Origin of the sequence: Allobranchiibius sp. GilTou38, assembly GCF_017565325.1 — a bacterium.
In the GTDB taxonomy this organism is placed as follows: Bacteria; Actinomycetota; Actinomycetes; order Actinomycetales; family Dermatophilaceae; genus Allobranchiibius; species Allobranchiibius huperziae.
The window spans coordinates 266,239-289,722 of record NZ_JAGEKN010000004.1; the positions used below are offsets into that span (position 1 = coordinate 266,239).

At 69.4% G+C, this 23,484-nt stretch carries 19 protein-coding genes and 1 tRNA gene; 9 read left to right on the forward strand and 11 right to left on the reverse strand.

The window, feature by feature from the left end; genetic code table 11:
• Window positions 1–169: 169 nt before the first annotated feature.
• Both JOB34_RS03105 and JOB34_RS03110 read left to right on the forward strand, forming a co-directional pair.
• On the forward strand, window positions 170–709 hold the full coding sequence (locus JOB34_RS03105) for a hypothetical protein (protein ID WP_208051342.1): 540 nt from the start codon (window positions 170–172) through the stop codon (window positions 707–709).
• Between the two features lie 770 nt (window positions 710–1,479).
• A complete protein-coding gene (locus JOB34_RS03110) occupies window positions 1,480–1,848 on the forward strand; it encodes a helix-turn-helix domain-containing protein (RefSeq protein ID WP_208051343.1) in 369 nt (122 codons plus the stop codon).
• 135 nt (window positions 1,849–1,983) lie between these two features.
• Here the strand turns inward: JOB34_RS03110 and JOB34_RS03115 are convergent, their stop codons facing one another.
• The 3 genes from JOB34_RS03115 to JOB34_RS03125 all read right to left on the reverse strand — a co-directional run bounded on the left by JOB34_RS03115 (window position 1,984) and on the right by JOB34_RS03125 (window position 6,877).
• The gene (locus JOB34_RS03115; RefSeq protein WP_208051344.1) at window positions 1,984–4,401 is read right to left on the reverse strand and encodes a phage/plasmid primase, P4 family; all 2,418 of its coding nucleotides are present in this window, start codon (window positions 4,399–4,401) and stop codon (window positions 1,984–1,986) included.
• Window positions 4,402–5,149: 748 nt separating this feature from the next.
• Window positions 5,150–6,580, reverse strand: a complete 1,431-nt coding sequence (locus tag JOB34_RS03120; protein ID WP_208051345.1) for a recombinase family protein — start codon at window positions 6,578–6,580, stop codon at window positions 5,150–5,152.
• A gap of 15 nt (window positions 6,581–6,595) precedes the next feature.
• On the reverse strand, window positions 6,596–6,877 hold the full coding sequence (locus tag JOB34_RS03125) for a hypothetical protein (RefSeq protein WP_208051346.1): 282 nt from the start codon (window positions 6,875–6,877) through the stop codon (window positions 6,596–6,598).
• A 255-nt stretch (window positions 6,878–7,132) separates the two neighbouring features.
• Between JOB34_RS03125 and JOB34_RS03130 the strand changes: the two genes are divergently transcribed.
• The gene (locus tag JOB34_RS03130; RefSeq protein ID WP_208051347.1) at window positions 7,133–11,251 is read left to right on the forward strand and encodes an FtsK/SpoIIIE domain-containing protein; all 4,119 of its coding nucleotides are present in this window, start codon (window positions 7,133–7,135) and stop codon (window positions 11,249–11,251) included.
• A gap of 5 nt (window positions 11,252–11,256) precedes the next feature.
• Here the strand turns inward: JOB34_RS03130 and JOB34_RS03135 are convergent, their stop codons facing one another.
• Window positions 11,257–11,733: an SRPBCC family protein gene (locus JOB34_RS03135; RefSeq protein WP_208051348.1), complete on the reverse strand. Its 477-nt coding sequence runs from the start codon at window positions 11,731–11,733 to the stop codon at window positions 11,257–11,259.
• Window positions 11,734–11,871: 138 nt separating this feature from the next.
• Here JOB34_RS03135 and JOB34_RS03140 point away from each other — a divergent pair, with 138 nt between their 5' ends.
• Window positions 11,872–12,213, forward strand: coding sequence for a hypothetical protein (locus JOB34_RS03140; RefSeq protein WP_208051349.1), 342 nt, complete (start codon window positions 11,872–11,874; stop codon window positions 12,211–12,213).
• 25 nt (window positions 12,214–12,238) lie between these two features.
• Complete coding sequence (locus tag JOB34_RS03145; RefSeq protein WP_208051350.1) at window positions 12,239–13,255, forward strand: LLM class flavin-dependent oxidoreductase; 1,017 nt, start codon at window positions 12,239–12,241, stop codon at window positions 13,253–13,255.
• 23 nt (window positions 13,256–13,278) lie between these two features.
• On the opposite strand, the gene JOB34_RS03150 is transcribed toward JOB34_RS03145, so the two are convergent.
• From JOB34_RS03150 to JOB34_RS03160, 3 genes are all read right to left on the reverse strand, one after another.
• The gene (locus JOB34_RS03150; RefSeq protein WP_243757531.1) at window positions 13,279–13,620 is read right to left on the reverse strand and encodes a hypothetical protein; all 342 of its coding nucleotides are present in this window, start codon (window positions 13,618–13,620) and stop codon (window positions 13,279–13,281) included.
• Between the two features lie 269 nt (window positions 13,621–13,889).
• Window positions 13,890–13,966 (reverse strand) — tRNA-Met (locus JOB34_RS03155).
• A 51-nt stretch (window positions 13,967–14,017) separates the two neighbouring features.
• Complete coding sequence (locus JOB34_RS03160) at window positions 14,018–16,636, reverse strand: UPF0182 family protein (protein WP_208051352.1); 2,619 nt, start codon at window positions 16,634–16,636, stop codon at window positions 14,018–14,020.
• 77 nt (window positions 16,637–16,713) lie between these two features.
• On the opposite strand from JOB34_RS03160, the gene JOB34_RS03165 reads away from it, so the two are divergent.
• Window positions 16,714–17,244, forward strand: a complete 531-nt coding sequence (locus JOB34_RS03165) for a PPA1309 family protein (RefSeq protein WP_179479364.1) — start codon at window positions 16,714–16,716, stop codon at window positions 17,242–17,244.
• Between the two features lie 12 nt (window positions 17,245–17,256).
• Here JOB34_RS03165 and JOB34_RS18015 read toward each other — a convergent pair whose 3' ends face one another.
• From JOB34_RS18015 to JOB34_RS17355, 3 genes are read right to left on the reverse strand one after another with little or no spacing between them, the layout of a single operon-like run.
• The gene (locus JOB34_RS18015; RefSeq protein ID WP_208051353.1) at window positions 17,257–18,360 is read right to left on the reverse strand and encodes a PDZ domain-containing protein; all 1,104 of its coding nucleotides are present in this window, start codon (window positions 18,358–18,360) and stop codon (window positions 17,257–17,259) included.
• Window positions 18,357–18,782: a molybdenum cofactor biosynthesis protein MoaE gene (locus JOB34_RS03175; protein ID WP_347813695.1), complete on the reverse strand. Its 426-nt coding sequence runs from the start codon at window positions 18,780–18,782 to the stop codon at window positions 18,357–18,359. Before JOB34_RS03175 ends, JOB34_RS18015 begins: the two co-directional genes overlap by 4 nt.
• Before the next feature lie 4 nt (window positions 18,783–18,786).
• Window positions 18,787–19,830, reverse strand: coding sequence for an NAD-dependent epimerase/dehydratase family protein (locus JOB34_RS17355; protein ID WP_243757532.1), 1,044 nt, complete (start codon window positions 19,828–19,830; stop codon window positions 18,787–18,789).
• A gap of 69 nt (window positions 19,831–19,899) precedes the next feature.
• Between JOB34_RS17355 and JOB34_RS03180 the strand changes: the two genes are divergently transcribed.
• Together JOB34_RS03180 and JOB34_RS03185 are read left to right on the forward strand one after the other, a co-directional pair.
• The gene (locus JOB34_RS03180) at window positions 19,900–21,393 is read left to right on the forward strand and encodes a zinc-dependent metalloprotease (protein ID WP_208051355.1); all 1,494 of its coding nucleotides are present in this window, start codon (window positions 19,900–19,902) and stop codon (window positions 21,391–21,393) included.
• Window positions 21,390–21,950: an NUDIX domain-containing protein gene (locus JOB34_RS03185; RefSeq protein ID WP_208051356.1), complete on the forward strand. Its 561-nt coding sequence runs from the start codon at window positions 21,390–21,392 to the stop codon at window positions 21,948–21,950. The genes JOB34_RS03180 and JOB34_RS03185 overlap by 4 nt, the downstream gene beginning before the upstream one ends.
• Here JOB34_RS03185 and JOB34_RS03190 read toward each other — a convergent pair.
• A complete protein-coding gene (locus tag JOB34_RS03190) occupies window positions 21,943–22,533 on the reverse strand; it encodes a M48 family metallopeptidase (RefSeq protein WP_208051357.1) in 591 nt (196 codons plus the stop codon). The genes JOB34_RS03185 and JOB34_RS03190 overlap by 8 nt on opposite strands.
• Window positions 22,534–22,656: 123 nt before the next feature.
• Here JOB34_RS03190 and JOB34_RS03195 point away from each other — a divergent pair, with 123 nt between their 5' ends.
• Window positions 22,657–23,466: a hypothetical protein gene (locus tag JOB34_RS03195; protein ID WP_208051358.1), complete on the forward strand. Its 810-nt coding sequence runs from the start codon at window positions 22,657–22,659 to the stop codon at window positions 23,464–23,466.
• The last annotated feature ends 18 nt before the right edge of the window (window positions 23,467–23,484 follow it).

Here is a 23,484-nt window from a genome sequence, read left to right on the forward strand (position 1 = left end):
GATAGGTGACCGCCGATCCTGAGTCCTTGGCTGGACTGTCCAGGCTGGCGTTCGACAACCGTGAGATTGGTTGCATCAGCCCTGGTCAGAGCACGTGCATCGGATAGGTGGTGTGATGCAGTACGGCTGCGCGACGTGGCGGCCTCACCGACGTGACGGAGCCACCCACATGCCCGAGGATCATTCAGAACAACTCGACACAGGTCAGGACGAACTACGGGTGATCACCGCCCACCATGAAGCAGGACACGCAGTCGCGGCCGTCATGCGAGGTGGGTCCACTCTGCGGTCGGTGACCCTGTCAAAGCGTCCCGGCGAAGGCGTTACCTGGATGAACGCTCACGTCTGGGACAGCGGGTTCCAGTCCTACGCCGGCCCGTGGGCGGAGGCACGACACCTTTGGACTGAACCGACTCTCGCCGGCATCGACGAACAAGGTAGATCCTTCGATGACCTGATCGCCGAAGTGCTCTTCATGCAGCCAAGCGATGCGTTAGCTGTTGATGATGATGATCGCGCGCAGCGATCACTCCTGCAGAGAAGCGGGCTGCCTGCGCACAAGGTCGAATCGATGATGGAGAACAGGAGGAAGGTCTGGACCTTGGAGCTGGAAGCGGTGCTCCCGGCCATCCGCGAGGTGGCACGTATGTTGTTGGACGGACTGCCCATCGACCACACGACCGTTCACGGGCTGGTCGACGACGATTAACCGGGCGACACCGGGACGTCTGGATTGGTCGTTCTCAAGCCGCACGTCAGGCGACCACTTCACTTCACGATCAGACCGTGGCCAGCAGGTCCTCGGTCTTCGCGGATAAGGCTCGCCGCACATCCACTGCGTTCACCCACGCTCCCTGTACTGGCGCGACCCGCCGGTGCCAGAGCAAAACCCACACGCACCGGCCCTGCCACCTCGCCGCGCGACCGGTCACCCACTCCACTTCCTCAGGCCAGTGCAGACGGACCTGCACGCGGATTGGGGTGACCGCGTATGTCGCGGTACGAGGGTTCGGCGGCCAGCATGCGTTAATCGGCTCTTCTGTCCCGGTCGGGTAACCACCCGTTCCCGAACCGATCATCGGCAGCACAGCACCTCGGTGGGGAGATGTACGTCAGCCATCTTCATGCGCCGACGCTACGAGGTGCTGCTGACATCACCTGCCTGCCCCCACTTTGACCAGAACATCGGCGAGAACGGTCCGAGCGACCTAGAGGCGCGTAAGAATCGTCATCCATAGGAGCGCTGCGGCGAACACCATCAGGCACAACGCAACCCGGTTGTCCCTCCTATCCTCCTATCCTCTTGTCCCCCGCGACGGAGAGCGCGGTGCTGAAGGACTGCGCACACTGTGAGCACCAGGGCGAGCACGACCGAGATGAACAGATCCACCGCTGCAGGATGACACCTTGCCTGCCGGTCCTCGGGGAACTCTGCACGAAACGGCTGGTGCGCACCACCCGCGCCGCTACCGTCCGTGCATGGACTCCCGAGGACGCGGCAGGCCACCCGTCGAGCACTTCCCCGCCGACCCCACCGGTGCCGACTGGCCCAAGCAACGGGTGCGCGACTGGATGCCCATCGAAGACTCCCTCACCCTCAGCAGAAAGTTCGCGGTCCTTGCCACCGCAGGCCGCCTGTACGTCTTCGGCATCGTTCAGCGTCAGGGTCCCCTGACGCTGCTGCAGCTGTGCGAACTGGCACAGATGAGTGTCCCGTCGACGCGCCGCTCGCTACACGACCTACGGCGCATCGGACTGGTGGAACAGCTCGGCAAGCCCGGAAAGAACCGCCGCAGCTGGGGCATCGTCCCCGGCGCCGCGGAGCGGCTTGCGGACTACCTCCTTTGACCTTCGTGCGCCGGCAACAGTCGCCGGGACTCACCAGGGGGATGGCGGGTAGTGGTGGGCTTGAGGAACATCCTTCACAGCCCCTCGCGAGGGGTTTGTCCAAACCCGTCATGACCCACCACCCCCTGGCGAGCGCTACTCCATGATCTTCAGGCCGAGCCACACGGCCCTGGTACTGGTCTTCTTCTTGTCATACCCCAGCCGACGCAGGTGCCCCGCGAACTTCACTTCCGACTCGTAACGCCGGCCGCCCTGCTCGCACCAGTCTCTGTACGCCTGGTACAGATCCCGGGATCCCACCTGGTGGTCGGGTTCTTCCTCACAGCACTCGTTGAGGAACTGCCGAACGTCATCGCTTTCTACCTGGTAGGTGGCCGTCGCAACGCGAACGGCCTCAGGTTCCTCCATCTGACGACCTGCATCGACGTACTGGAAGTACCCATCCACCGCCCACGTCAGCACCTCATCTTTGGCAAGCAGCAGCTTGTCCCCGAGGCGGGGGTCTTGCTGGTCCTCCGGCATCACCACATTGAACGGCACGACTCTGACCCGACGCCAGACAGCCGGCGCGTCCCCACTTACCTTGGGCAGGTGGTTGGTGATGTAGAGAAACTGGTGGCTCGGAAGCCACGAGACCGGGTCCTTGTACAGGCCTCGGGCCGTCAACTCATCGCCACCGGTCAGACGCTTCATGAGGGCCTCATCGAGCTTCCGGCCGTCGTTCGTCTCAGAGCCGATGACCAGTCGGGCCCCACGCAGCTGGAGCATCTCTGGCCCGCCGGTGCCCGCTCGGTCACGGGCCATCAACAACTCCGGGTCGATGATGACCGCGTAGTCGCCCAGGGCATGCCGCAGTGCGGCGTACACGGTGCCCTTCCCGTTGGCACCGGTGCCGGTCAGGATGGGGAACAGGTGCTGCTCTACCTGGCCGTAGACCGCCTGACCCGCGACAAGCTGTAGGTACCGGCGAACCTTTTCGTCCGGGAGCACCGTTTCCAGGACGGTCGCGAACAGCTTGTCGGCACCCTGGGTCAGGTACGAACCGCACGCCATCTTCGTCAGCCGATCCTCAGGCTTGGGCGGCTGGAGCCTCCGAGTCAACAGATTCATAGTCCCGTTGGCGCAGTTCAGGAGATGCGGGAGTGCATCCATGTCCTGCACCGTGGCCGAAAAAACCGACAACGACGCTGCTACCCCAAGCACGCCGTCCAGGCCGGAGTCCGACTCACACTTCTGTACGTCACGACGTAGGTCATGGTCCCGCATGGACTCCACGAGAGCATCCGCCAGAACGGCCAGTACCGCGCGGCGTGCTACTGCCTTGCCTTGATCCGGGGCCCACCTACTCCCATCCCACCAGTGCCAGCCAATCCCATGCACGTGGAGTAGCTGGCCCTCAGCTCTAACGGCCAGTCGTTCCGCCATCAGTACTTGACCAGAGTGACGAGGCCTACCCGCAGGTGCGTCCTCTATCCATCCATCCTGATAGAGGGTCGGTGTCGGCGGCGTGTCTAGGGCTGCCGGCCAGTACGCAGGTTCTCCTCGTCGGCTCTGCTGCGCCCACTTCATCGGCACGTTCACTGCAGAAGCCAACCAATCAGGCACGATCACGCGCAGGCTCTGCTCGGCTGACTCCAGTGTCCAACCCGTCCAGCTCGCTCGTGCCAACGAACCGAGGCGGTAGCAGGTGTCAGACAGCATCTTTTCCCAACCGCGACCCCAGTCATCGGTGCGCCCTTCATCCCAGTCAGCCACGCTGTCGAGCTCGAGCGACATCCTGCGCAGCACACCGCCGAGGTACTCCTCTACTTGACGCTTGTGGGCATCCGGCAGGGCTGACCACACGGGTTGCGCTTGTGCAGTCCCCCGCCGGCCCCGTTGAGCGGCGATCTGTACGAGGTCGTGCCCCGTGGTGTCGTTCGGGTCGAGATCGTCGAGGTGGGGTGCAACGGTCCAGGAGTACCGCTCGATCTCATTGGTCGTCTTCGACTCCCTCTTGGTCGGAGCTATGAAGATGAAGCTCATGCTCTTGCCGTCCACACCACCCCTGATGTCGATGCCTTGCAGGATGCCAATTGGACTTCCTACACCTAACGGGGAGACAAGGTCATGGGTGCCTCCGGAGGGGGTGCGTGCGGTGCCGTACGGGCGTGGCCATTTGCCCTGCTCCTCCAACTCGATGCGGGCGAGCTGCCCATCGTGCTGGAGGTCGACATCGACAGCGTCGACCACGTGGCTCATGACGGCGCACAGCGCGTACCCGGGCCGCCAGTTTCGGACCCCTTCGCCCCCTACTGAGGTGTGCTGCCAATCACACGGCAGACGGTAACCACCTGCACCTTCATGGGGCAGCCACTCGCCGTGCTGATCCTGCACTGGTGGTGCGCAGAAGACCGGTACACCGGCGCGCACCAGACCCATCGCGATCTCCAGATCTTTCATGTCCTCTGGCGTCCGACCGTCGGAAGAATCACCAGGTATCTTGATCTTTGACCCGGCCAAGGTCTTCACGGTCGCCGCCTCGCCTGCGGGGCGGCGTTCCTGTGCACTCATCGAACGTCACCTCGCAGGAGAGACGCGAGAGCTTGCCGCTGGTCAGAGGTCAGCCGCGGAGCACGCGCGACCTGCGTTCTGATGTAGGAATCGAGGTTCACGGCGGCAAGGTCCGCCTGGGCTTGGGTCAGATCTGGGTCGCCGGCGCGACGGGTCTTCGAGAGTGCAGCAACGCGGTTGCGTTGACGCTGAGCGTCAGACATCACAAGAGCTCCTGAGGGCAGGGTTCTTTTACCCCCGCCAAGGAGCTCTATGTGCCGGATCGCTGTCGCGGCTCAGGATCGAAGTTGGCAGTGCCAACAGACAGGCACCCTACGTGGCACCTATCCGCTCTTGCAACTGCCTCAAGCTGACCTGGTGCAGCCCGCTACTCCGGAGCAAGTCCAAGACTGGCCACACCTTGTCTAGGTGACGTACGACGTGCAGCTCGCAGAACGGGCACTGTAGGTCGCAGCTCTTCTGCTCGTTGTGCTCCTTCTCGTGTACACCGCGCTCAAGTCCCGCACCCGCGATGAGGGCCCTTGCGACTCTGCCAGGCATCCCGAACCCGGTCTCCCGATCCCAACGTGCTTCGGGTCGAGCGCGTAGGTACGCCACACCAGCTTCGCGGGTCATGTCGCTGCGGTGCCCTCGTGCGCCCCAGGTCTCGTCTTCCGGGTCCCAGTAGTAGTGAACGATCTGCACACTTCGCCCACGGTGCGCACTGGATCTCGTGGACTCGTCGTCACAGGTCACGACCACCTCGTAGTCATTCACGCTCGTCACGCTGAGACCACTCGATCCTGATGTGCTCGGGACCCGGGGTGCGCCCCGCACCGACCGGAAGAATCGAGATCGTAACCCCCAGTTGCTGCATCACCATCCGCTTGGTCTCGACGCCTGCTTGGTCCCAGGCCGCTGCCGCACCCAAACCTGCGAAGTCTGCAAGGTCGCCCTGGGGTGCAGCACGTCCGGCTTCAGCTTGAGCAGACTCCAACTGGGGGCGCAGGTGGGCGGTGATGCGCGCCAGCTGCTCGCCAGTGATCGCGTCAGCCGCAAATTGATCTGCGGCCACCGCCATCTTCGCGCGGATGGACTCCATCCGCGCCTGCGCCGCTTCGCAGGCTGCAGGATCCCCACCCAGGATGCGCACCCCATCTCGTTCCAAGACACCGACCACGACACCCTCGACCAGCCGGTCTACATCCTCCATGCGTCGTGTGACTTTGTGACACCCACTGTTATTACATGCATACGACTTCGGATAAGTGCGATACGTATACACGAAGCCCGCTGTCCCCACCATGCGCTGTCCGCACACCCCGCAGAGCGCCCTGCTGCTCAGCAGGTACTTCACGGCCGTGCCGCGGTTGGACGTCCTCCTCCGGGGGTCCGTAAGAGTCGCGACCAGGCGCTCGAACGTCGCCACCTCAAGAATGGGTGGCCAGTCGGCGTCACCCACGACGACCCCCCGGTGTGACCTCATCCCGATGTTGCGCGTCCGCAGAAGCACTCGGCGCAGCGTCTGCGTTTGCCAGGGTCCGCCTGTCTTGGTAACAAGCCCTCGGTGGTTCAGGTCGTTCACGACCCGCCACAACGACTCGCCCCTCAGGATTCTGTCGGCTGCCTCGTGGACGATGGCTGCCTCCGCGGGGTTGACGACATCCCTCGCGATCGAACGCCCATCTTCCAGCTCCACTCGCACCCGGTCATACCCAAAGGCCTGCGGCCCGTTCGGTCTGCCGGCCGCTGCGATCTCGTCATGCTTGCGCTTCAGACGGCGTGATGCTTGCTCCACCTCGTACCTTGCAACCGATCCCTTCAAGCGAGCGGTAAGTCTTCCCTGCTCGGTGGCGAGGTCGATGTCGCCACCGACGCTTGCCAGACGTAGGTCGAAGCAGTCGGCGAAGGTGATGACATCCTCCAGCTCTCGGGGCGTCCGGGTGAGTCGGTCCACATCCCACACCACGATGGCGTTGATGTGACCGGACCGGACCGCCTGCAGAAGTCGCTCGTAGGCTGGTCGCGGCTTCTTCTTCGACGCACTCACATCGTTGTCATTGAAGATCTCCACGACGTCCCAGCCCTTAGCTTTAGCGAGGGCCTCGCAGTCATCGGTCTGCCGCCTGACCCCCAGGGCCGATCCATCGTCCTCGCTGATCCGCACGTACACCGCTGCCCGGAGGGCTCCCGTCGCCACCACCCAATGCTATCTCTAGCGAATCTTCGCGGGATCGTTGATCCAGATCTCCTCCACGCCGGGGTCATCGAGGTAGGGCTGCAGCGGTCCGTATCCGACGACCGCGTCGAGGATCGCGCGCGTGGCGTGCTCGACGTCGCCCAGCGGTGCCATCCCGCCGTGCAGGCTGCGCTGCTCGTAGTCCTTGATGACATCCCCGACGAGGCCACGCAACTGGACGGCCTCGGTGGTGGGGTCGAGCCGCTGCCGCCGGATGAGTTCGCGGACCTCCCCCTCGACGACCTGGATGCCGTTCATGCCGACCCCCTCGCCGGTGACCGTCTGATCTGTCCGATGCAGACAAGGTCTTCATGCAAGCAGTTCTGCAGGTGCCGATCGGGTTATCCACAGAAATCCATCAGCTCTCTTCCGATCTGCCCGCACCTCCCATCACGCATGTCCCATCGGCCCCGTCGGCCCCAGTTTCGGCGTCAGATCGAAGCCCGACCGTCGAGGCGAAAGTTGTCCACAGGTACTGCGGCCTCCGATCGCGAACCCGCCGATACTTCCCGGATGCAAGGACCGCCCGCGTCGACCGTCACGCTGCGCCTGCGCGTCGTGCGATCGACCGACGGGCTGCTGCGCGAATGGTGCGTCCGCGTGCCCGCCGGCACGAGTTGGACGCAGGTCGCCGGCGACCTCCATGCGCCCGACCCGGTGTACGTCGGGTCGGCGCGGCTCGACGCGGAGGCTGTGGTCGGCATCCCGCCGCTGGTCAACGAGACGGTCGTCTGCGATGTCGGGGCGCCTCTCGAGCCGCCACACCTGCTCGAACTGGTCGCCACGGAGGGACCGTGCGTGGGCGCACGTGCAGTCATGACCGGCGCGTGCGTGGTCGTCGGCCGCGCATCGGAGAACCACCTGGTGCTGCAGGACGACGACCTGTCCCGACACCACTGCGAGCTGCAGGTCGAGCAGGGGCGCGCGGTCGTTCGCGACCTGTGCTCCACCAACGGCACCTGGATCGACGGCAGTCGGATCGGCCCCGACTTCGTCGACCTGCGCGTCGGGCAGCGGTTGCGCGTCGGCGGGACGACGCTCGCCATCGAACGCGCAGCGCGGGCGTCCCAGCACCCGCCGACCGACGGGACGGGCCGCTACCTCATCCATCGATCACCGCGAAAGACGTTGCGGCTGGACGAGGTCGAGCTCACCGCACCCCTACCGCCGGAGCTGGCGACCCATCGGGGCTTCCCGTGGGTCTCCGCGATCGTGCCCCTGGTGCTCGCGGCCGCCATGGTCGTCGTGCTCCGCAATCCGCTCTTCGCGATGTTCGCGCTGCTCAGCCCCATCATGGTGGCCGCCCAGTACGCCGGCGACCGCAGCACGTCCCACCGACAACTTCGCGAGGATTCGCGGGCGCACACCCTGGCGCGAGCGAGGTTCGAGGAGGACTGCGCGTCCGCCGTGCGCGTCGAGCAGGCGCTGCGCCGGCAGATGGCGCCACCGATCACCCGCGCCGCGCACGATGCTGCTTCGCGCAGCTCCGCGGTGTGGCACCGGGCCGCGACGCACGAGGACCACCTCGCCTTCCGCGTCGGGGTCGGGACGGTGCAGAGCCGGGTACGGGTCGCGGGCGGGAACCGCGCGACCCGCCCCTTACCGGTGCACGAGGTGCCGATCACCGTGTCCCTGTCGCAGCACCGGGTGGTGGGGGTGAGCGGATGCCTGCGGTACCAGCTGGTGATGGGAGGCATCATCCAGCTGGCCGCCTGGCAGTCGCCGCGCGACCTCGGCATGGTGATCCTGTGCGCGGACCAGGACGCGCGCGAGCGATGGCGTGGGATGACGACGCTGCCGCAGGTGCTGCCACACCCCGCGGCGCAGCCTCGGGTGATGGTGGCCGACCCCGATGACCCGCGATTCGCCGAATGGTGTTCGCAGCTGGTCGAACTCGACGGGACTGCACCTCCCCGGTCCCTCGTCGTACTGGATGGGTGCGCGACCACGCCGATCGCCGCGGACGTGGTGCGTAGGGCAGCGGCGTACGGGATGGCGGTGCTGGCCCTCGACGAGGATCACACGCAGCTGCCCGCGGCGTGCACCACGACGGTGCGCGTCGATCGGCGTGATCACGGCAGGGTCGGCGACACCGACTTTCGGCCGGATCTGCCCGTGCCGTCACTGGTCACCGCCACGGCGCGCGCGCTCGGCGCGTTGACCGACGCGGGACCGGACGATCCGGCACAGCAGGTGCCCGAGCAGGTGGCGCACGCCGCGCTAGTACGCGCCGAACTCGGTGTCGACCTCTCCGATCCCGTGGCGGTGCAACGGTTGTGGGGGACGCCGTCCAGCACGCCTCGTGCACTGCTCGGGGTCGGCGCCGAAGGTGCTCTCTGGGTCGACCTGGCGGTCGACGGACCGCACGCGCTGGTCGCCGGTACGACGGGTGCCGGCAAGTCCGAGCTGCTGCAGACCCTGATCGCATCCCTCGCCCTCGCGAGCCCGCCGGACAGGCTGACCTTCGTGCTGATCGACTACAAGGGCGGCGCAGCGTTCCAGGACTGCGCCCGGTTGCCCCACACGCTCGGGCTGGTCACCGACCTCGACACGCACCTGACCTCGCGCGCGTTGCGGTCCCTGGAGGCCGAGGTACGACGTCGCGAGCGCCTGCTGGCGGCGGTGGGCGCGTCCGACCTGGGTGACTACGAACGCTCCACGCACCGTGAGCCGCTCGCTCGCTTGTGCATCGTCATCGACGAATTCCGGGTGCTGTCAGAGGAACTGCCCGACTTCATCAACGGACTGGTGCGCATCGCGGCAGTCGGCCGATCGCTGGGAATCCACCTGGTCCTCGCGACCCAGCGACCCGCAGGCGTGGTCTCCGCCGACATGCGAGCCAACCTCAACCTGCGGATCGCCCTCCGCGTCCGCGATGCCGCCGACTCCCAGGACGTCATCGAGACCGACGCCGCGGCGGCGATCCCGGCGTCCCTCCCAGGGCGCGCGATCCTGCGGACCGGAGGTGGCGCGCCGCGCGCGCTGCAGACGGCATGGACGGGGGCGACGTTGCGCGGCGGCGACGAGCCAGTCCGCATTGCGCGCGTCGATCCCGAGTCCGGAGCTCCGCTCTGGCCGCCGGACGACATGGGCGCCAACGCGCGGACCGGTCTGCGAGCCCTCACCGACGCGGTGTGTGTCAGTGCGGCGAACGGGCGGGTACGTCGACCTGCGTCACCCTGGCTGCCGCCCCTTCCCTCACGGGTAGGAACATCCGACCTGACCGCCAAACCGCTGCGTGACATGGGCCTTCGGGATGCTGCTCGGTCGGCCGTTCCCCTCGGCCTGGTGGACCTCCCGAGCCAGCAACAGCAGCCGACCATCGGCTGGGACATTGATGCCGACGGCCACCTGGCGATCGTGGGTGGGCCGCGCAGCGGTCGCACCACGGCTGCGCACGCGCTCATCGGTGCGGCCGCGACAGTATGGGCCAGCGATCGGCTGCACGTCTACGTGCTCGACGGCAGCGGCGGACTGAGCGACATCGGGTCGTTGCCGCACTGCGGCGCGGTCGTGCTGCGCGATGAGCTGTCGCGCACGCTGCGCCTCGTGCAATGGCTGACGAACGTAATCCGCGAGCGTCAGTTGCGTTACAGCGGCACAGGATTCACCACGTCCGGCCCCGACCCACGCATCCTGCTGGTCATCGACGGCTGGGAGGTCTTCCAGGAGATCAGCAACGAACACACCGTCGGCGACCTGGAGGATCGGATCACCCAGGTCCTGCGCGATGGTGTCTCCGTGGGCGTCGGCGTCGTGGCCACTGGCGGTCGGGCGCTGCTGTCGGGACGGGTGAGCGCGCTCTTCACCAGCACCGTCGCGACCCGGATGGCCGATCCGTCGGATCTGCTGATGGCGGGATTACGCGCCGCGCAGATCCCCGCTGAGATGCCGCCCGGTCGAGGACTGCTGCTGCCGGGCGGTGAAGAACTGCAGTTCGCGCTGCCTGGTGACGCGCGGACGAATCTCGTTGCAGCACCGAACGGTCGGCCACACCGAGTCGAGGCGCTGCCGGATCGGGTCGAGCTCGCGACGCTCATCGCGGCGGATCCCGGCGTGGTGACTTTGGGGTGCACCGTCGACGGTCCTGCCGGCTTCGCCATCGACGAGCGTGGCGGGGCCGGCTGGCTGGTGTGCGGTCCGCCACGCAGCGGACGTACTACGACCCTGGCGGTGCTCGCCGAGGTGCTCGGTCTATCGCGGGCGGTCGGATGGATCAGGCCGGGGGCTCCGGTCGGGGGTCTGCCGCCCGCGGTCACCCGGCTGCCGTACGACGATCTGGGTGCGGTCCGCGCATGGTGCGCGGAGCACCCCGACGGCGCCGTCCTGGTCGACGACGCCGATCAGCTGACGGGGATGGCGGCAGAGCCGGCCGTCCTGGAGCATCTGGCACGCCACCGGACGACCGGCGGCATCGTCTGCGCCAGCGGTGTCGCGTCCGACCTCGCCACGTCGTACCGGGGACTCGCGCCCGAGCTGCGCCGCCGTCAGACGGGGCTGCTGCTGCAACCCGGCCGGCACGACGGTGACCTCTTCGGCATCCGGATCGGGCCGATGGATCGTCCGCGGCAGGGCCGCGGGCTGCTCGTCGTACGGGGCGACGTACTAGAGATCCAGGTCGCGACCCCCTGAAGGGGTCAGGCGAGCAGCACCCGTTCCAACTCCTCCAGCGCCTGGCGCGCGTAGCCCTGCCACATCCGCCCGAACGTCGGAAGTGCAAGTGAGCCAACGGCGTTCGCTGCACGAATCGTCCAGGACCAGGTGACCAGGGTGCCGGTGCTGGCAGGGGCGAAGGCCCACTCCCCTTCCACCGAAGCGGCCAGCACGACCATCGGCCCGGTGATGCCGTTCAACTGGTATGCGAAGGATCGCGGCCGGTCGATCGCCAGCAGCGTCTCCCGCATCGAGCCGCCATCGGTGGTGCGCACGGTGCGTGTCTGCCCGGTCGCGCTGCCCCAGGGCGCAGTGAAACCGGTGGTCTCCTTCACCGCCGGCAGCACGCCGTACCGGCGGGAGAAGAGTTGCGGCAACGGGGTGGCCAGCGTCCGCTCGAACGCGTCCTCGACCGGCACCGGGATGGCGCGACTGGCGGACACGATCAGTGGCGACGGCATGGGCGCGAGCCTACGCAGCGGCGGCTCTGCACGGGCCGCGATCGCGCCCACGGGAGCGGGCTAGTCTGGCGCACTGCGGCGCCGGGCGGCAGTGAGGCTCGGCGGCATTAAGCACGACGACGCACCGGAGGTGCACCGATGGACGCAGACCGCGCGCGAACCCTGCTCGAGGAAGAACGGGCCGAGGTCCAGAGCCTGCTGACCCACCTGGACTCCAACCTCGACCAGGACCGCGAGACCGGACGCGGCGACGCCGGCGACGACGTGGACTCGGCACAGCCCCTGGCCGCCGACGAGGTCGATGACGCCACCGCCGCGAGCCTGCGCGACCGCCTGGCCGCCATCGAGCGCGCCGAGAAGCGCCTGGCGGACGGCACGTTCGGCCTCTCCGTACGCAGCGGCACGCCGATCCCTGACGAGCGCCTCGAAGTGATGCCCACCGCCGAGCTCACCGTCGAGGAAGCCGCCAAGGAATCCTGACCCGGCAACGGTCGTTCTACCCGTCATGAAGAAGATCGGGTTCTTGTCCTTCGGCCACTGGACGCCGTCGCCACAGTCGCAGACGCGCTCGGCCGCGGACGTGCTCACGCAGTCGATCGACCTGGCGGTCGCCGCCGAGGAGATCGGCGCGGACGGTGCGTACTTCCGGGTGCACCACTTCGCGCGACAGCTGTCGGCTCCGTTCCCGCTGCTCGCGGCGGTCGGGGCGCGGACCAGCCGCATCGAGATCGGCACCGGGGTGATCGACATGCGCTATGAGAACCCGCTCTACATGGCCGAGGACGCGGGCACCGCCGACCTGATCTCGGGGGGCCGACTGCAGCTCGGCATCAGCCGGGGATCGCCCGAGCAGGTCATCGAGGGCTACGGCTACTTCGGCTACCAGCCGGAGGACGGCGACCACGCCGCGATGGCGCGCGAGCACACCAGCACCTTCCTGCAGGTCATCCAGGGCAAGGGGTTCGCGCAGCCCAACCCGCGCCCGATGTTCCCCAACCCGCCCGGTCTGCTGCCGATCGAGCCGCACTCCCCCGGGTTGCGCGAACGCATCTGGTGGGGCGCCGGCTCGAGGGCGACCGCGGAGGGGGCCGGTGAGCAGGGCATGAACCTGATGAGCTCCACGCTCCTCACCGAGGACACCGGCGTGCCCTTTCACCAGCTGCAGGCCGAGCAGATCCAACGCTTCCGGGACGCCTGGAAGTCCGCCGGGCACCCCGGTGAGCCGCGGGTCTCGGTCAGCCGCAGCATCTTCCCGATCGTCAACGAGACGGACCGCGCGTACTTCTGGCGGGACACGCACAGCACGGACCAGGTGGGTCACTTGGACGGCGGTCTCGCGCGATTCGGCAAGTCGTACGCCGGCGAGCCGGAGCAGCTCGTCAAGGAGCTGGCCGACGACGAAGCCATCGCCGCCGCTGACACCCTGCTGCTGACGGTGCCCAACCAGCTGGGCGTCGACTACAACGTGCACGTGTTGGACAGCGTGCTGCGCCATCTGGCACCTGAGCTCGGCTGGCGCTGAACCCGGCTCGACCAGGGGCTCGGTCAGGCGCCGACCTCGCCGATGCGCTCGCCGAGGCGCGTCAGACCCGCACGGAGGTGACGGCCGTACCCGTCGTCGGGGAGACCGGCCACGGCCAGCACCCCTTGGGCGTGCTGCACCCGTGCCGCGGCGAGGCGCCCCTGGCGCCGGTACCCGTCACCGAGGTTGAGATGCAGGCTGGGAGCCAGCGCGCTCGCCGACGGGATGCCGATGGCCGCGAGCTCGCCGTCCGCGACGTGCGCGTACGCGGCGAGCGCACGCTCGTCCCACTCCACCTCAGCCTCCAGATCGGGCTGCAGATCCGCAAGATAGTGGGCGATCACACACCGGGGGCCGTGATCCACGGGCTCACAGGTGTCCCAGCACCTCGAGAGCTCCCGCCGGGCACGGTCCGCCTCACCGCTCAGCGTCGTTGCCACAGCTGCCCTGACTGCATCCCACTGCACCATGCCCGCGACCGTAGGAGCCGGCACCGACACCCCGTGAGGGGCCTCTGCCACTCATGCCGCGAGCGGCGGTCGGCCCGGAGCGACCGATGAATGCCGGACGATGCTCCGGCCGAGAAACGAAGAATCCCCGGGCCGTGTGGCCCGGGGATCTCTCGTTGACGCGTTGGTAGCGGGGGCAGGATTTGAACCTGCGACCTCCGGGTTATGAGCCCGGCGAGCTACCGAGCTGCTCCACCCCGCGTCGGTGACACCAGCTTACGGGAGGGCTGCCGCGCCGCAAAATCGAGCAGCGCTAGCGGGCGGTGGACAGGTCCGCGAGCGCGTCCTGCAGGGTCGCTCCCCACCGCAGCCGCCCGCCGAAGCCGACCACGACCGCCTTGAGCACCGGGTAGGAAGCGCCCTTGGGCCGTACGTAGAGCGGCTCGACCTGCAGCATCCCGCCGGCCGCCGGCAGCGTCAGGAGGTTGCCCTTGCTCACGGTCGCCTTGGCGCGCGCCTGGGTGATGAAGAACTGACTGAGCGTACCGGGCATGCTCGAAGAGCGCTCGGCAGAGGAGTTCAGGTCGTTCTGGAACTGGCCAGGACCCCGCGCCGAGCCGGTCACCCGGAGCAGCGTGAGCTTCCCGTACCCCGCGCCGACCTGCCCGGGCGTCGTCCCAGTGTCCGACCCGGTGTCCGACCCGGCCGCGAGGTACCCGGTGACCGCGCCCGTGCCGCCCGCGCCGACGTACGACGAGGTGAGCGCGTAGCCGCGACCGGCGGCGCCTGGCAGGGTGACGGGTTGGTAGTAGGACGGCTGCAGTACGCCGGCACCGGTCGTCGGGTCGACCGGCACGGACCAGCGCTGCCCGCCGTCGGCGAAGGTCGCGCGGTCGGTCACGTGGTAGGCCGCCAGGATGGTGCGCTGCATCTCGAACTGACCCTGCGGGTAGCGCACCTGCGAGAGCACCGCGGCGGGCATCTGCGAGCGCGGACGCACCGTGCCGGGGAAGACCTTCTCCCAGGCCCGCAGGACCGGTTCGTCGCTGTCCCAGGCGTAGAGCCGCACCGTTCCGTCGTACGCGTCGACCGTGGCCTTGACCGAGCCGCGCAGGTAGTTGATCGACCGCCCGAGCGTGTCCGACCCGGTGGTCAGGGGCTGGTGCTCGGCATAGGGATAACGGTCGGAGGTGGTGTAACCGTCGACGACCCACAGGGTGCGGCTTCCGGACTGCACCGGATAGGCCCCCTCGTCCACGGACAGCCACGGCGCGACCTGCCGCACCCGGTCGACGGGGTCGCGGTCGTAGATCACCCGGGAGGTGGTGCTGACGGAACGCGAGGTGAGCAGGTCCCACGAGCGGAACTTCGCGGCGTACGCGAGCCGGCGCATGATGCCGCCCAGCGCGACCCCTCCCCTGCCGTCATACCGGAAGCCCGTGCTCGCCGTGCCGTCCGCCTCGATCGGCTTGCCGCCCACGACCGAGTACGACGGCAGCCCGCCACCGAAGTAGATGCGGCTGCCGGCCGCGGCGGGGTCGGTCAGGAAGGACGGCGCGCCGCTCGCCGTCGTGGTGTCGGCGCGGGCGCTCACCACGCCGGTGCCGTGGGTGTAGACGAGGTGCTGGCCGACCCAGTCGCGTCTGCTCGCGGGCAGACCCGACAGGTCGATGCCGCGGGCGCCCACGACCGTCGAGGCGGCCGAGGCACCGGCACCCGTGCGGCCGACGTCGAGGCCCGCCGCGAACGCGGCCGGCGGCGTGAGCCCCTGCAGCTGCTGGAACGCGCCGGTCACGACCATCGGGTCCAGCACCGGCACGTCCGCCGCGGCGGACGTCAGGCCCGCCGTCGGGATCGCACCGGACGGGTAGTCGCGCACCGTCACGTCCGAGACGCCGTACGCCGCGCGGGTGGCATCGATCTCCCGTTGCAGGTAGGTCGCCTCGTTCGACGAGCGTGCGGTGTTGCCGCGGACGGCCGAGAGGATCTCTGGATAGATGCCGCCGAACGCCACGGCGGTGGCCATCAGCATCGACACCGCGGCGGCCGGCCACCGCCAGCTGCGGGTGCGCATCGTGACCAGGAACGTCAGCGCGGTGAGGACGGCGGCGCAGGCGAGGATCGCGTGCACCGGCAGCGTCGAGCGCACGTCGGTGTCATCGACACCGGTCAGGGTGCGCCCGGTGCGGTAGACCAGCGCGTAGCGGCCCCACCACCACGCCGCAGCGCGCACCAGCAGCAGCGCGACGGCGAGCAGGCACAGGTGGCGTCGGGCCACTCGGGTGAAGGTGAGCCTGCCTTCGGCGACGGTGATGCCGCCGTAGATGTAGTGGGTCAGCGTGGCGAGGACCAGCGCCAGGATCAGGATGACCGTGCCGAAGCCGATCAGCATCTCGATTAAGGGCATCGTGAAGACGTAGAAGCCGATGTCGCGGTGGAACTGCGGGTCGGTCTGACCGAAGCTCTGCCGTGCCCACCACAGCAGCGGTGTGCGCCACTGGCTCGAGGCGCTGGCCGCGGTGATGAGCGCTGTCAGCAGCGGCACGACCGCGAACGCCGCACGCCTGAAGGGCTCGATCGCCACCCGGTAGCGGTGCATCGCCTCGCCCGCGGCGTCCGGCACCCGGATCGGCCGGTAGCGGTAGGCCAGCCAGACGCTGCCGTGGCAGAGCAGCTCCACCACCAGGAACGCGAGGGCGAAGAGCGCCGCCCGGGTGCGCAGCTCCACGCCGTACACCCCGGCGTACTGCAGGTTCTCGAACCACAGGTGCCGGGTCCACAGATTCGCCGCGAGGTTGCCGCCGACGAGCACGACGACGACGGTGAGGGTGAGGCGCAGCAGGGAGTGGCGGCGGCGATCCAGCCGCGGCAGGGCGCGCACGTCCGAGGATCCGGCGCCTCCGGAGCGCCCGGAACCGTCCGCAGCACTCATCGGGGTCTTCCATCCCACGCACCGGGCAACGACGCCCTCAACCTAGCGGGCGCGGGCGGTACGGCACGATGGCAGGTATGCCGAGCACTCCCGAGACGATCCTGCCTCCCCTGGTCGAGTGCGCGGTCGACACCGAACGCCATGTCGCCGCCGCCGGCTGGGATCAGGCGCCGCGCCTCTTCGCGATCGCGCGCAACGCCGGGCTGCTGGCACGGGAGCCGGCGCTCGCCGCGCAGCTCGGTGCCGCCGCGGCCGACGGTCTCAGCACCATCGAGCAGGAGGGGCTGGCGCCGACGTCGTCCCTGGAGTCGATGCTCGGCCGGCTCGCGTGGCCGCCTGAGGTCGACGGGGTCGCCTTGGCCGTAGAGCGCCTCGTGGTGCCGCCCGACGCGGAGAACGACCTGCCCACCGATGCGGAGAAGGCAGCCGAGGCGCTGGCCGCGCACCCCGACCGCCAGGACGTCCGACTGCTCGTGGCGGTGCTGCGCGACGGTGCCTCGGTCTGCCTGCTGCGGCAGCGGGCGCACGACGCCGACGACAAGGTCGCCATCGGTCAGGACATCGCCCCCGGGCTGGTCGAGGCGCTGCGGGCCACGCTCACGGCCTGAAGCTGCCCTATTTCAGCAGGACGGCAGGCCCGCGCCCTGGCCGGCCGCGACCTTCTCCACCGCTGCGACGGCCTGCGCGAAGCTCGAGATCCTGATGACGGTCAGACCCGACGGGATGTGGCCGTGGGCCTCGTTGCAGTCCGAGGCCGGCGCGAGGAAGTAGTTCGCTCCCGAGTCGTGGGCGCCCACCATCTTCTGCCGGATGCCGCCGATCGGTCCGACGCTGCCGTCCTCGGAGATGGTGCCGGTGCCGGCGAATCTCTTGCCGCCGGTAAGGGACCCGGGCGTGAGCTTGTCGTAGATCGCGAGGGTGAACATGTTGCCCGCCGATGGTCCGCCGACATCGCCGGCGTTGACGTCGACCTTGAAGGGAAGCGTGTAGTCGGGCACCGGGTAGAACCCCAGCAGCGACCCCGATCCCTGGGTGTTCTTCTCGGTCTTGATCCGCAGGGTGAGCGGCTTGCCCGCGCGGGTGACCTGCAGGGTGACCGTGCTGCCCGGGCTGACCTTGTCCAGGACCGCACGCGCGGTCGCCAGACGGACGAGCGCGGTGCCGTTGATGCTGCGTACGACGTCGCTCACCTTGAGGTACTTCGCCGCCGGCGAGCCCGGGCTCACCATGCCGACCGACACGGTCTCGGGCACCTCGATGCCGGCCTGGCGCAGCGCCACCACCTGTGCGGTCTGCTGGGAGTCGGCCATGTCGGTGGTGTCCTGCTGCTCCACCTGTTTGCTCGTGACGTTCTTGGGGAAGTACTCGTCGGCGGGCACGATCTGCGCGTTGCTGTTGAGGTGCGCGGTCGCCCACTCCCACACGCTGACGGGGTACTGCGGGCCGCCGGCCAGCGACACGGTGGTGAAGTCCAGCGAGCCGGACGTCGGGTAGGTCGGGTGCCCCGAGATGGAGATCACCGGCTTGCCGTCGACGGCGCCGAGGGTGTTCTGCGCCGGGCCCGGCCGCAGGATCGCGACCGGCACGTGGATCAGGTTGAGAGCCGCCACCGCGAGCACCACCACGACAGCGAACACCAGCCACACGACGGTGCGGGGGCGCAGTCCGCCCAGACGCGCGTTACCTGCACGTCCCGCATCGCGAGCGTCATAGGAAGTCGTCACAAACCCACCCATTCATCCGTGCCGTCGGCGAAGACCTGATGCTTCCAGATCGGGACCGTGGTCTTGAGGACGTCGATCAACTCGGCGCACACCCGCAGCGCCGCCTGCCGGTGCGCGGCGCTCACGGCCACCACCACCGCGAGGTCGCCCACGACGAGCTCGCCGGTGCGATGCACGGCTGCGGCGGCGGTGATCTCGTCGGTGAGCACGCTGCGGACGACGTCGTGCAGGGTCTGCTCGGCGGTCGGGTGCGCGGTGTAGTCCAGCCGTACGACGGGCTGGGCGTGGTCGTGAGCGCGCACCTGCCCGACGAAGAGGCCGACCCCGCCGGCCTCCGGATCCTGCACGGCCTGGAGCACCTCGTCGACCGACAGCGGCGCGTCCCGCAGGTGCGCGAGACGCACCCGTGCGTCGTGATCCACCGGCTCAACCCTTCCGTCGTCGGCGCCGCATGATCGCGGCCGTGGCCCCGACGGCGACCGCTGCACTGGCAGCGCCCAGCGCGGCCGCGTCCCTGGCTCCGAAACGCGGCGCGCCACGGGTCTGCGCGGCGACGTCCTCCAGCAGGACCGCGAGGCAGAGGTCATTGTCATACGCGGGGGTCCACCCCGCTGCGCTCAGGGTCACCGAGTCGACCACGAGCGGGTGCATCACGAAGTCCAGATCGGACTCGGGCGACTTCAGGGTGCCGAGCCGGTGCAACCGCGCCGCGATGGCGCCGGCGGTGCTGGCGCCGACCTCGACGGCCCGCATGCCGCTGCGCTGCTCGACCTCCTCCTGGGTGAGGTACCCCGGTGAGGCGACCGGCAGCCCGCCGGCCAGCCGCCGATCGAGCGTCACCTCGACCGCCGTGGCCAGGTCGTCGACATGGCAGAACTGCCACGTCGGGTTGGCACCGGCGACCCGCAGCAGCCGCGGGGCCGCGAAGTGCCGGGTGGTCAGCGTGTCGACGCCGCCCACGACGGAGGCCGGGCGCAGCACCGCGATGCGCAACCCCGGGTATGCCGGGGCCGCCTCGGCGAGCGCCTCCTCGACGGCGACCAGGTCGGCGAAGAGGCCCACCTGACCGCGGGCGCGCAGTGGTGCGTCGACCGGAAGGGGGATCGGGTTGTCCGGCAGGGCGCCGTACACCTGGGCGGCGGTGACGACGACGAGTTGGCGCACCGCGCTGGCGGCACAGGCGAGCACCAGGGTGCGCACCTCGCGGACCAGCCGGTCGCGGCGTTCGACCGGGTCCTCGGCCTGGTCCTGCAGCAGATCGGTCGGAGTGACCACGTGCACCAACGCGCTCACGCCCCGCAGGCCCTGGCCGATCAACGGGCTGGTGAGGTTGTCCTCCAGCTGCGCCACCAGGCCGCCACGATCGGTCCACCGTGCCTCGACGGCGGCGGCGATCGGCCCGGACGGGCGGGTCACCGCGAGGGTCTCCACGCTGCGCCCTGCGCGAACACGTCGACCTGTGGAACTCATGGACCGCCCGTCGTGGTTATCTGGAACGTACGCATCCTCTCACCGACCCTGCCGACCGAGGAGTTCACCGTGAGCGATTACCCGACCGGTAGGCCCGGCGACCCGAACGACCCCGATCAGCCGGACCTGGGCGAGCTCCTTCGTTCGTTGCTCTCCGGTGAGGGGCTGGCCGAGCACCCGGAGTTCGCCGAGGCTCTGAAGAACATGGGGATCGACCGCCTCGACCCGGCGACCATGGGCATGCTGCAGGCGCAGATGCAGGCCATGATGTCCGGCCCTGCCGACGGCGGGTTCAACATCGAGATGGCCACCGACATCGCCCGCAAGCAGGTGGCGACCGACGGCGACCAGTCGGTCTCCGCGCGCACCAAGGGCGACACCGATCAGGTCGTGCAGGTCGCCAACCTGTGGCTGGACGACGTCACCACCTTCGCGGCGGTCGGCCCCGGCCTGGCGTGGAGTCGCGCGGAGTGGGTCGAGCACACCATGCCGATGTGGCGTCGGCTGGTCGAGCCGGTCGCGGCGGGCGTGGGCAACGCGATCCAGCACGCGATGCGGGAGCAGCTCGGTCAGCTGGGGGACGGCGCCGCGGAGCAGCTGGGGTTGCCCGCCGGCACCGATCCCGCGGCCATGATGGGCCAGATCGAGCCGATGATGGCGCGGATGAGCAACGCGATGTTCGCGATGCAGGTCGGCCAGGCGGTGGGCGCGCTCGCCGGTGACCTTGTGAGCGGCGCCGAGATCGGCATTCCGCTGCTCGACGGCGATCAGGTCGTGCTGCTGCCGACCAACGTCGCGGCGTTCGCCGAGGGCCAGAGCGTCGACGCCGGCGAGGTGCACCTCTACGTCGCGACCCGGGAGGCGGCCCGCATGCGGCTCTTCCACGCGGTGCCGTGGCTCTCCCCCGCGCTGATCGCCGCCGTGCAGAGCTACGCCGGGGACATCAGCATCGACACCGAGGGCATCGAGCGGTCGCTGCGCGACATCGACCCGACCGACCCCCAGGCGATGCAGAGCGCGCTGCAGGGCTCGCTGTTCACCCCCGAGCCGAGCGAGGCGCAGCGCCGGGCGCTCGCACACCTGGAGACCCTGCTCGCGCTCGTCGAGGGCTGGGTCGACGTGGTCAGCGACCGCGCGGCCGACGGTCACCTGCCGCACGCCGCCGCGTTGTCGGAGGCCGTACGCCGCCGCCGCGCCTCCGGCGGACCCGCCGAGCGCGTCTTCTCCTCGCTCGTGGGCCTGGACCTGCGTCCGCGCCGCCTGCGCGACGCCGCAGCACTCTTCGGTGCACTCGAGGAGGCCGCCGGAGCCGACGCGCGCGACCAGTCCTGGCAGCACCCGGACTTCGCGCCCACCGCCGCCGATCTGGACGACCCGCAGGCCTACGTTGCGCGCCGCACCGGCGAGCAGGTGCAGCCTCCGCGGGACGACGTTGACGCGGCGCTGGACGCGCTGCTCGCGCAGGGTGAGGCCGAGTTCGAGGGTGAGCAAGGCTCCGATGGCTCCGATGGCTCGGATGGCCCCGAGCGCGGTCCCGACGGACCGGACACCCCGCGCGGGTGAGTCTCGACCCGTCGTACGACGTGCTGGCGAGCGACGTGAGGATCCTGCTGACGGACCATGCTTCACCCGACGCCGCGCAAGTGCGGCTGAGGGACGATTTCGTGCGGGCACTCGCGGTCGGCCCCAAGGCGATGTGGCGCGGCGGGCCGCCGGACCACTTCACCGCGAGCATGTTCGTCTATGACGCGAGCCGCGAACACGTCTGCCTCGTGCTCCACAAAAAGGCCCGGCTGTGGCTGCAGCCCGGCGGCCACCTCGAGCCGGGCGACGGGTCGGTGGCCGAAGCGGCCCTGCGCGAGGCGACCGAGGAGACCGGTCTGGCGGGCCTTCGCGTCCGGCCGGGTCTGGCGCACCTGAGCCATCACGAGTTGAGCACGCGCTTCGGTCGGTGTCGGTCACACCGCGACCTGCGGTTCGTCGCGACGGCACCGCCGGGCGCGACACCGGCCGTCTCCGACGAGTCGGATGACGTGCGCTGGTGGCCCGTGCGCGACCTGCCCGTGGATACCGATCCCGAGCTACGCGTCGTCGTGCCTGCCCTCGCCGGACTCAGCTAGCCGGCTCCTCCGCGTCGTCGACATCGCTCGCGTCGTCGTCGGCCGCGGGAAGGCCGGCGCCGAAGGCCACGCCGTCGAGGTAGGCCTTGGCCTCCTCCAATCGCGGGTAACCGCCCAGCAGCTCCCAGAACGCCGGGCTGTGGTCCGGGCGCAGCAGGTGGGCCAGCTCGTGCAGCAGCACGTAGTCGACGACGTACGCCGGCATCCCGGCCAGCCGCGACGAGAGCCGAATGGTGCCGCGGGTCGGGGTGCACGAACCCCACCGCGTGCGCTGGTTGTCCACCCACCGCACCGAGGTCGGCCGGGCGAGACCACCGAGATAGCGCCGCGAGAGGCGTTCGGCGTTGGCGCCGAGTTCGACGTCGCCCGGGCTCCTGCGGCGGGCGGTCGATCGCTGCACCCGGGCGACCATGTCAGCGACCAGGCGGGCCTCTTCCTGCGCGGAGAGCCGAGCGGGCACCAGCACGATGATCCGGTCGCCCTCGCGGTACGCCGAGACGGTGCGACTCCGCCGCGTGGACCGCCGGATCTCCACCTCAGGCTCGGGCGCGTCGGGGTCGACCGCGACGGAGGAGGAGCTCATGGGCCAAATGTAGGTCCGCCCACCGTCAGGACCACGGCGCCACGAGTGGCCTGTGGACAACTTCTGCGCCCTGTCGGTGCCCACTGCCAGGGTGTGGACTTCCCGCCGACGAGGAGTCCTGCCGTGAGCACAGCCGCCGTCCCGCTCCGTGCCCACCTGCGGGATCCCGGCGAGGTGGCACTGGGTCTCGGGGCTGAGCGCGCTCTGGTGCTGAGTGGGCTGAGTGACGCCGAGACACGGGCGGTCATCGGGTTGGGACCGATGACCGCCCGCCAGTGGGGCAGCGCGCACCTCGTCCGGCCGCCGTCGACCCGATGGCCGGACGTGGTGCGCCTGCTCGGCGACGCCGCCTCCCGCCTGACCGGCCGCGACGCCGTCTCCGGTTCGGTGACCGTCGCGGGTGTCGGCAGCGTGCCGGACGCGATCCGTGACGTACTGACCGCGATGGGCGCGCAGGCCGACCCGGACCACACCACGCTGGCGGTGCTGATCGCCGCGGAACACGTCCCCGCGAGAGCCGCCGAACGCTGGCGCCGTGACGGGGTGCCCCACCTGCCGGTCGTGTTGGGCGCCGGCCGGGCCGTGATCGGACCGCTCATCCGGCCGGGCATCGGTCCGTGCCTGGGGTGCCTGGACCACCACCGTGCCGTCCGCGACCCGGGGTGGGCCGCCATCGCGGCCGGTGGCCCGTGGGACGACGTCGCCGCCATCGGCGTCGATGCTCCCGGCGTGCTCGGCATGCTCGGCCCGGTGTCGGCCCCCGCCGACCTGCGCGCGGTCGTGTCCGGGCTGGTCGGGCTCGTGGCCCGGGGCCATCTGAGCGGGCAGCCGCTGCCGGTCGGCGTCTCGGTCACCGTGACCACCCCGAGCCCCAGGGTGCAGCACCGGCTGTGGCGTGCACACCCCCGGTGCTGCCCGGACGCCGACGGTTGATGCGTGATACTCGATGTC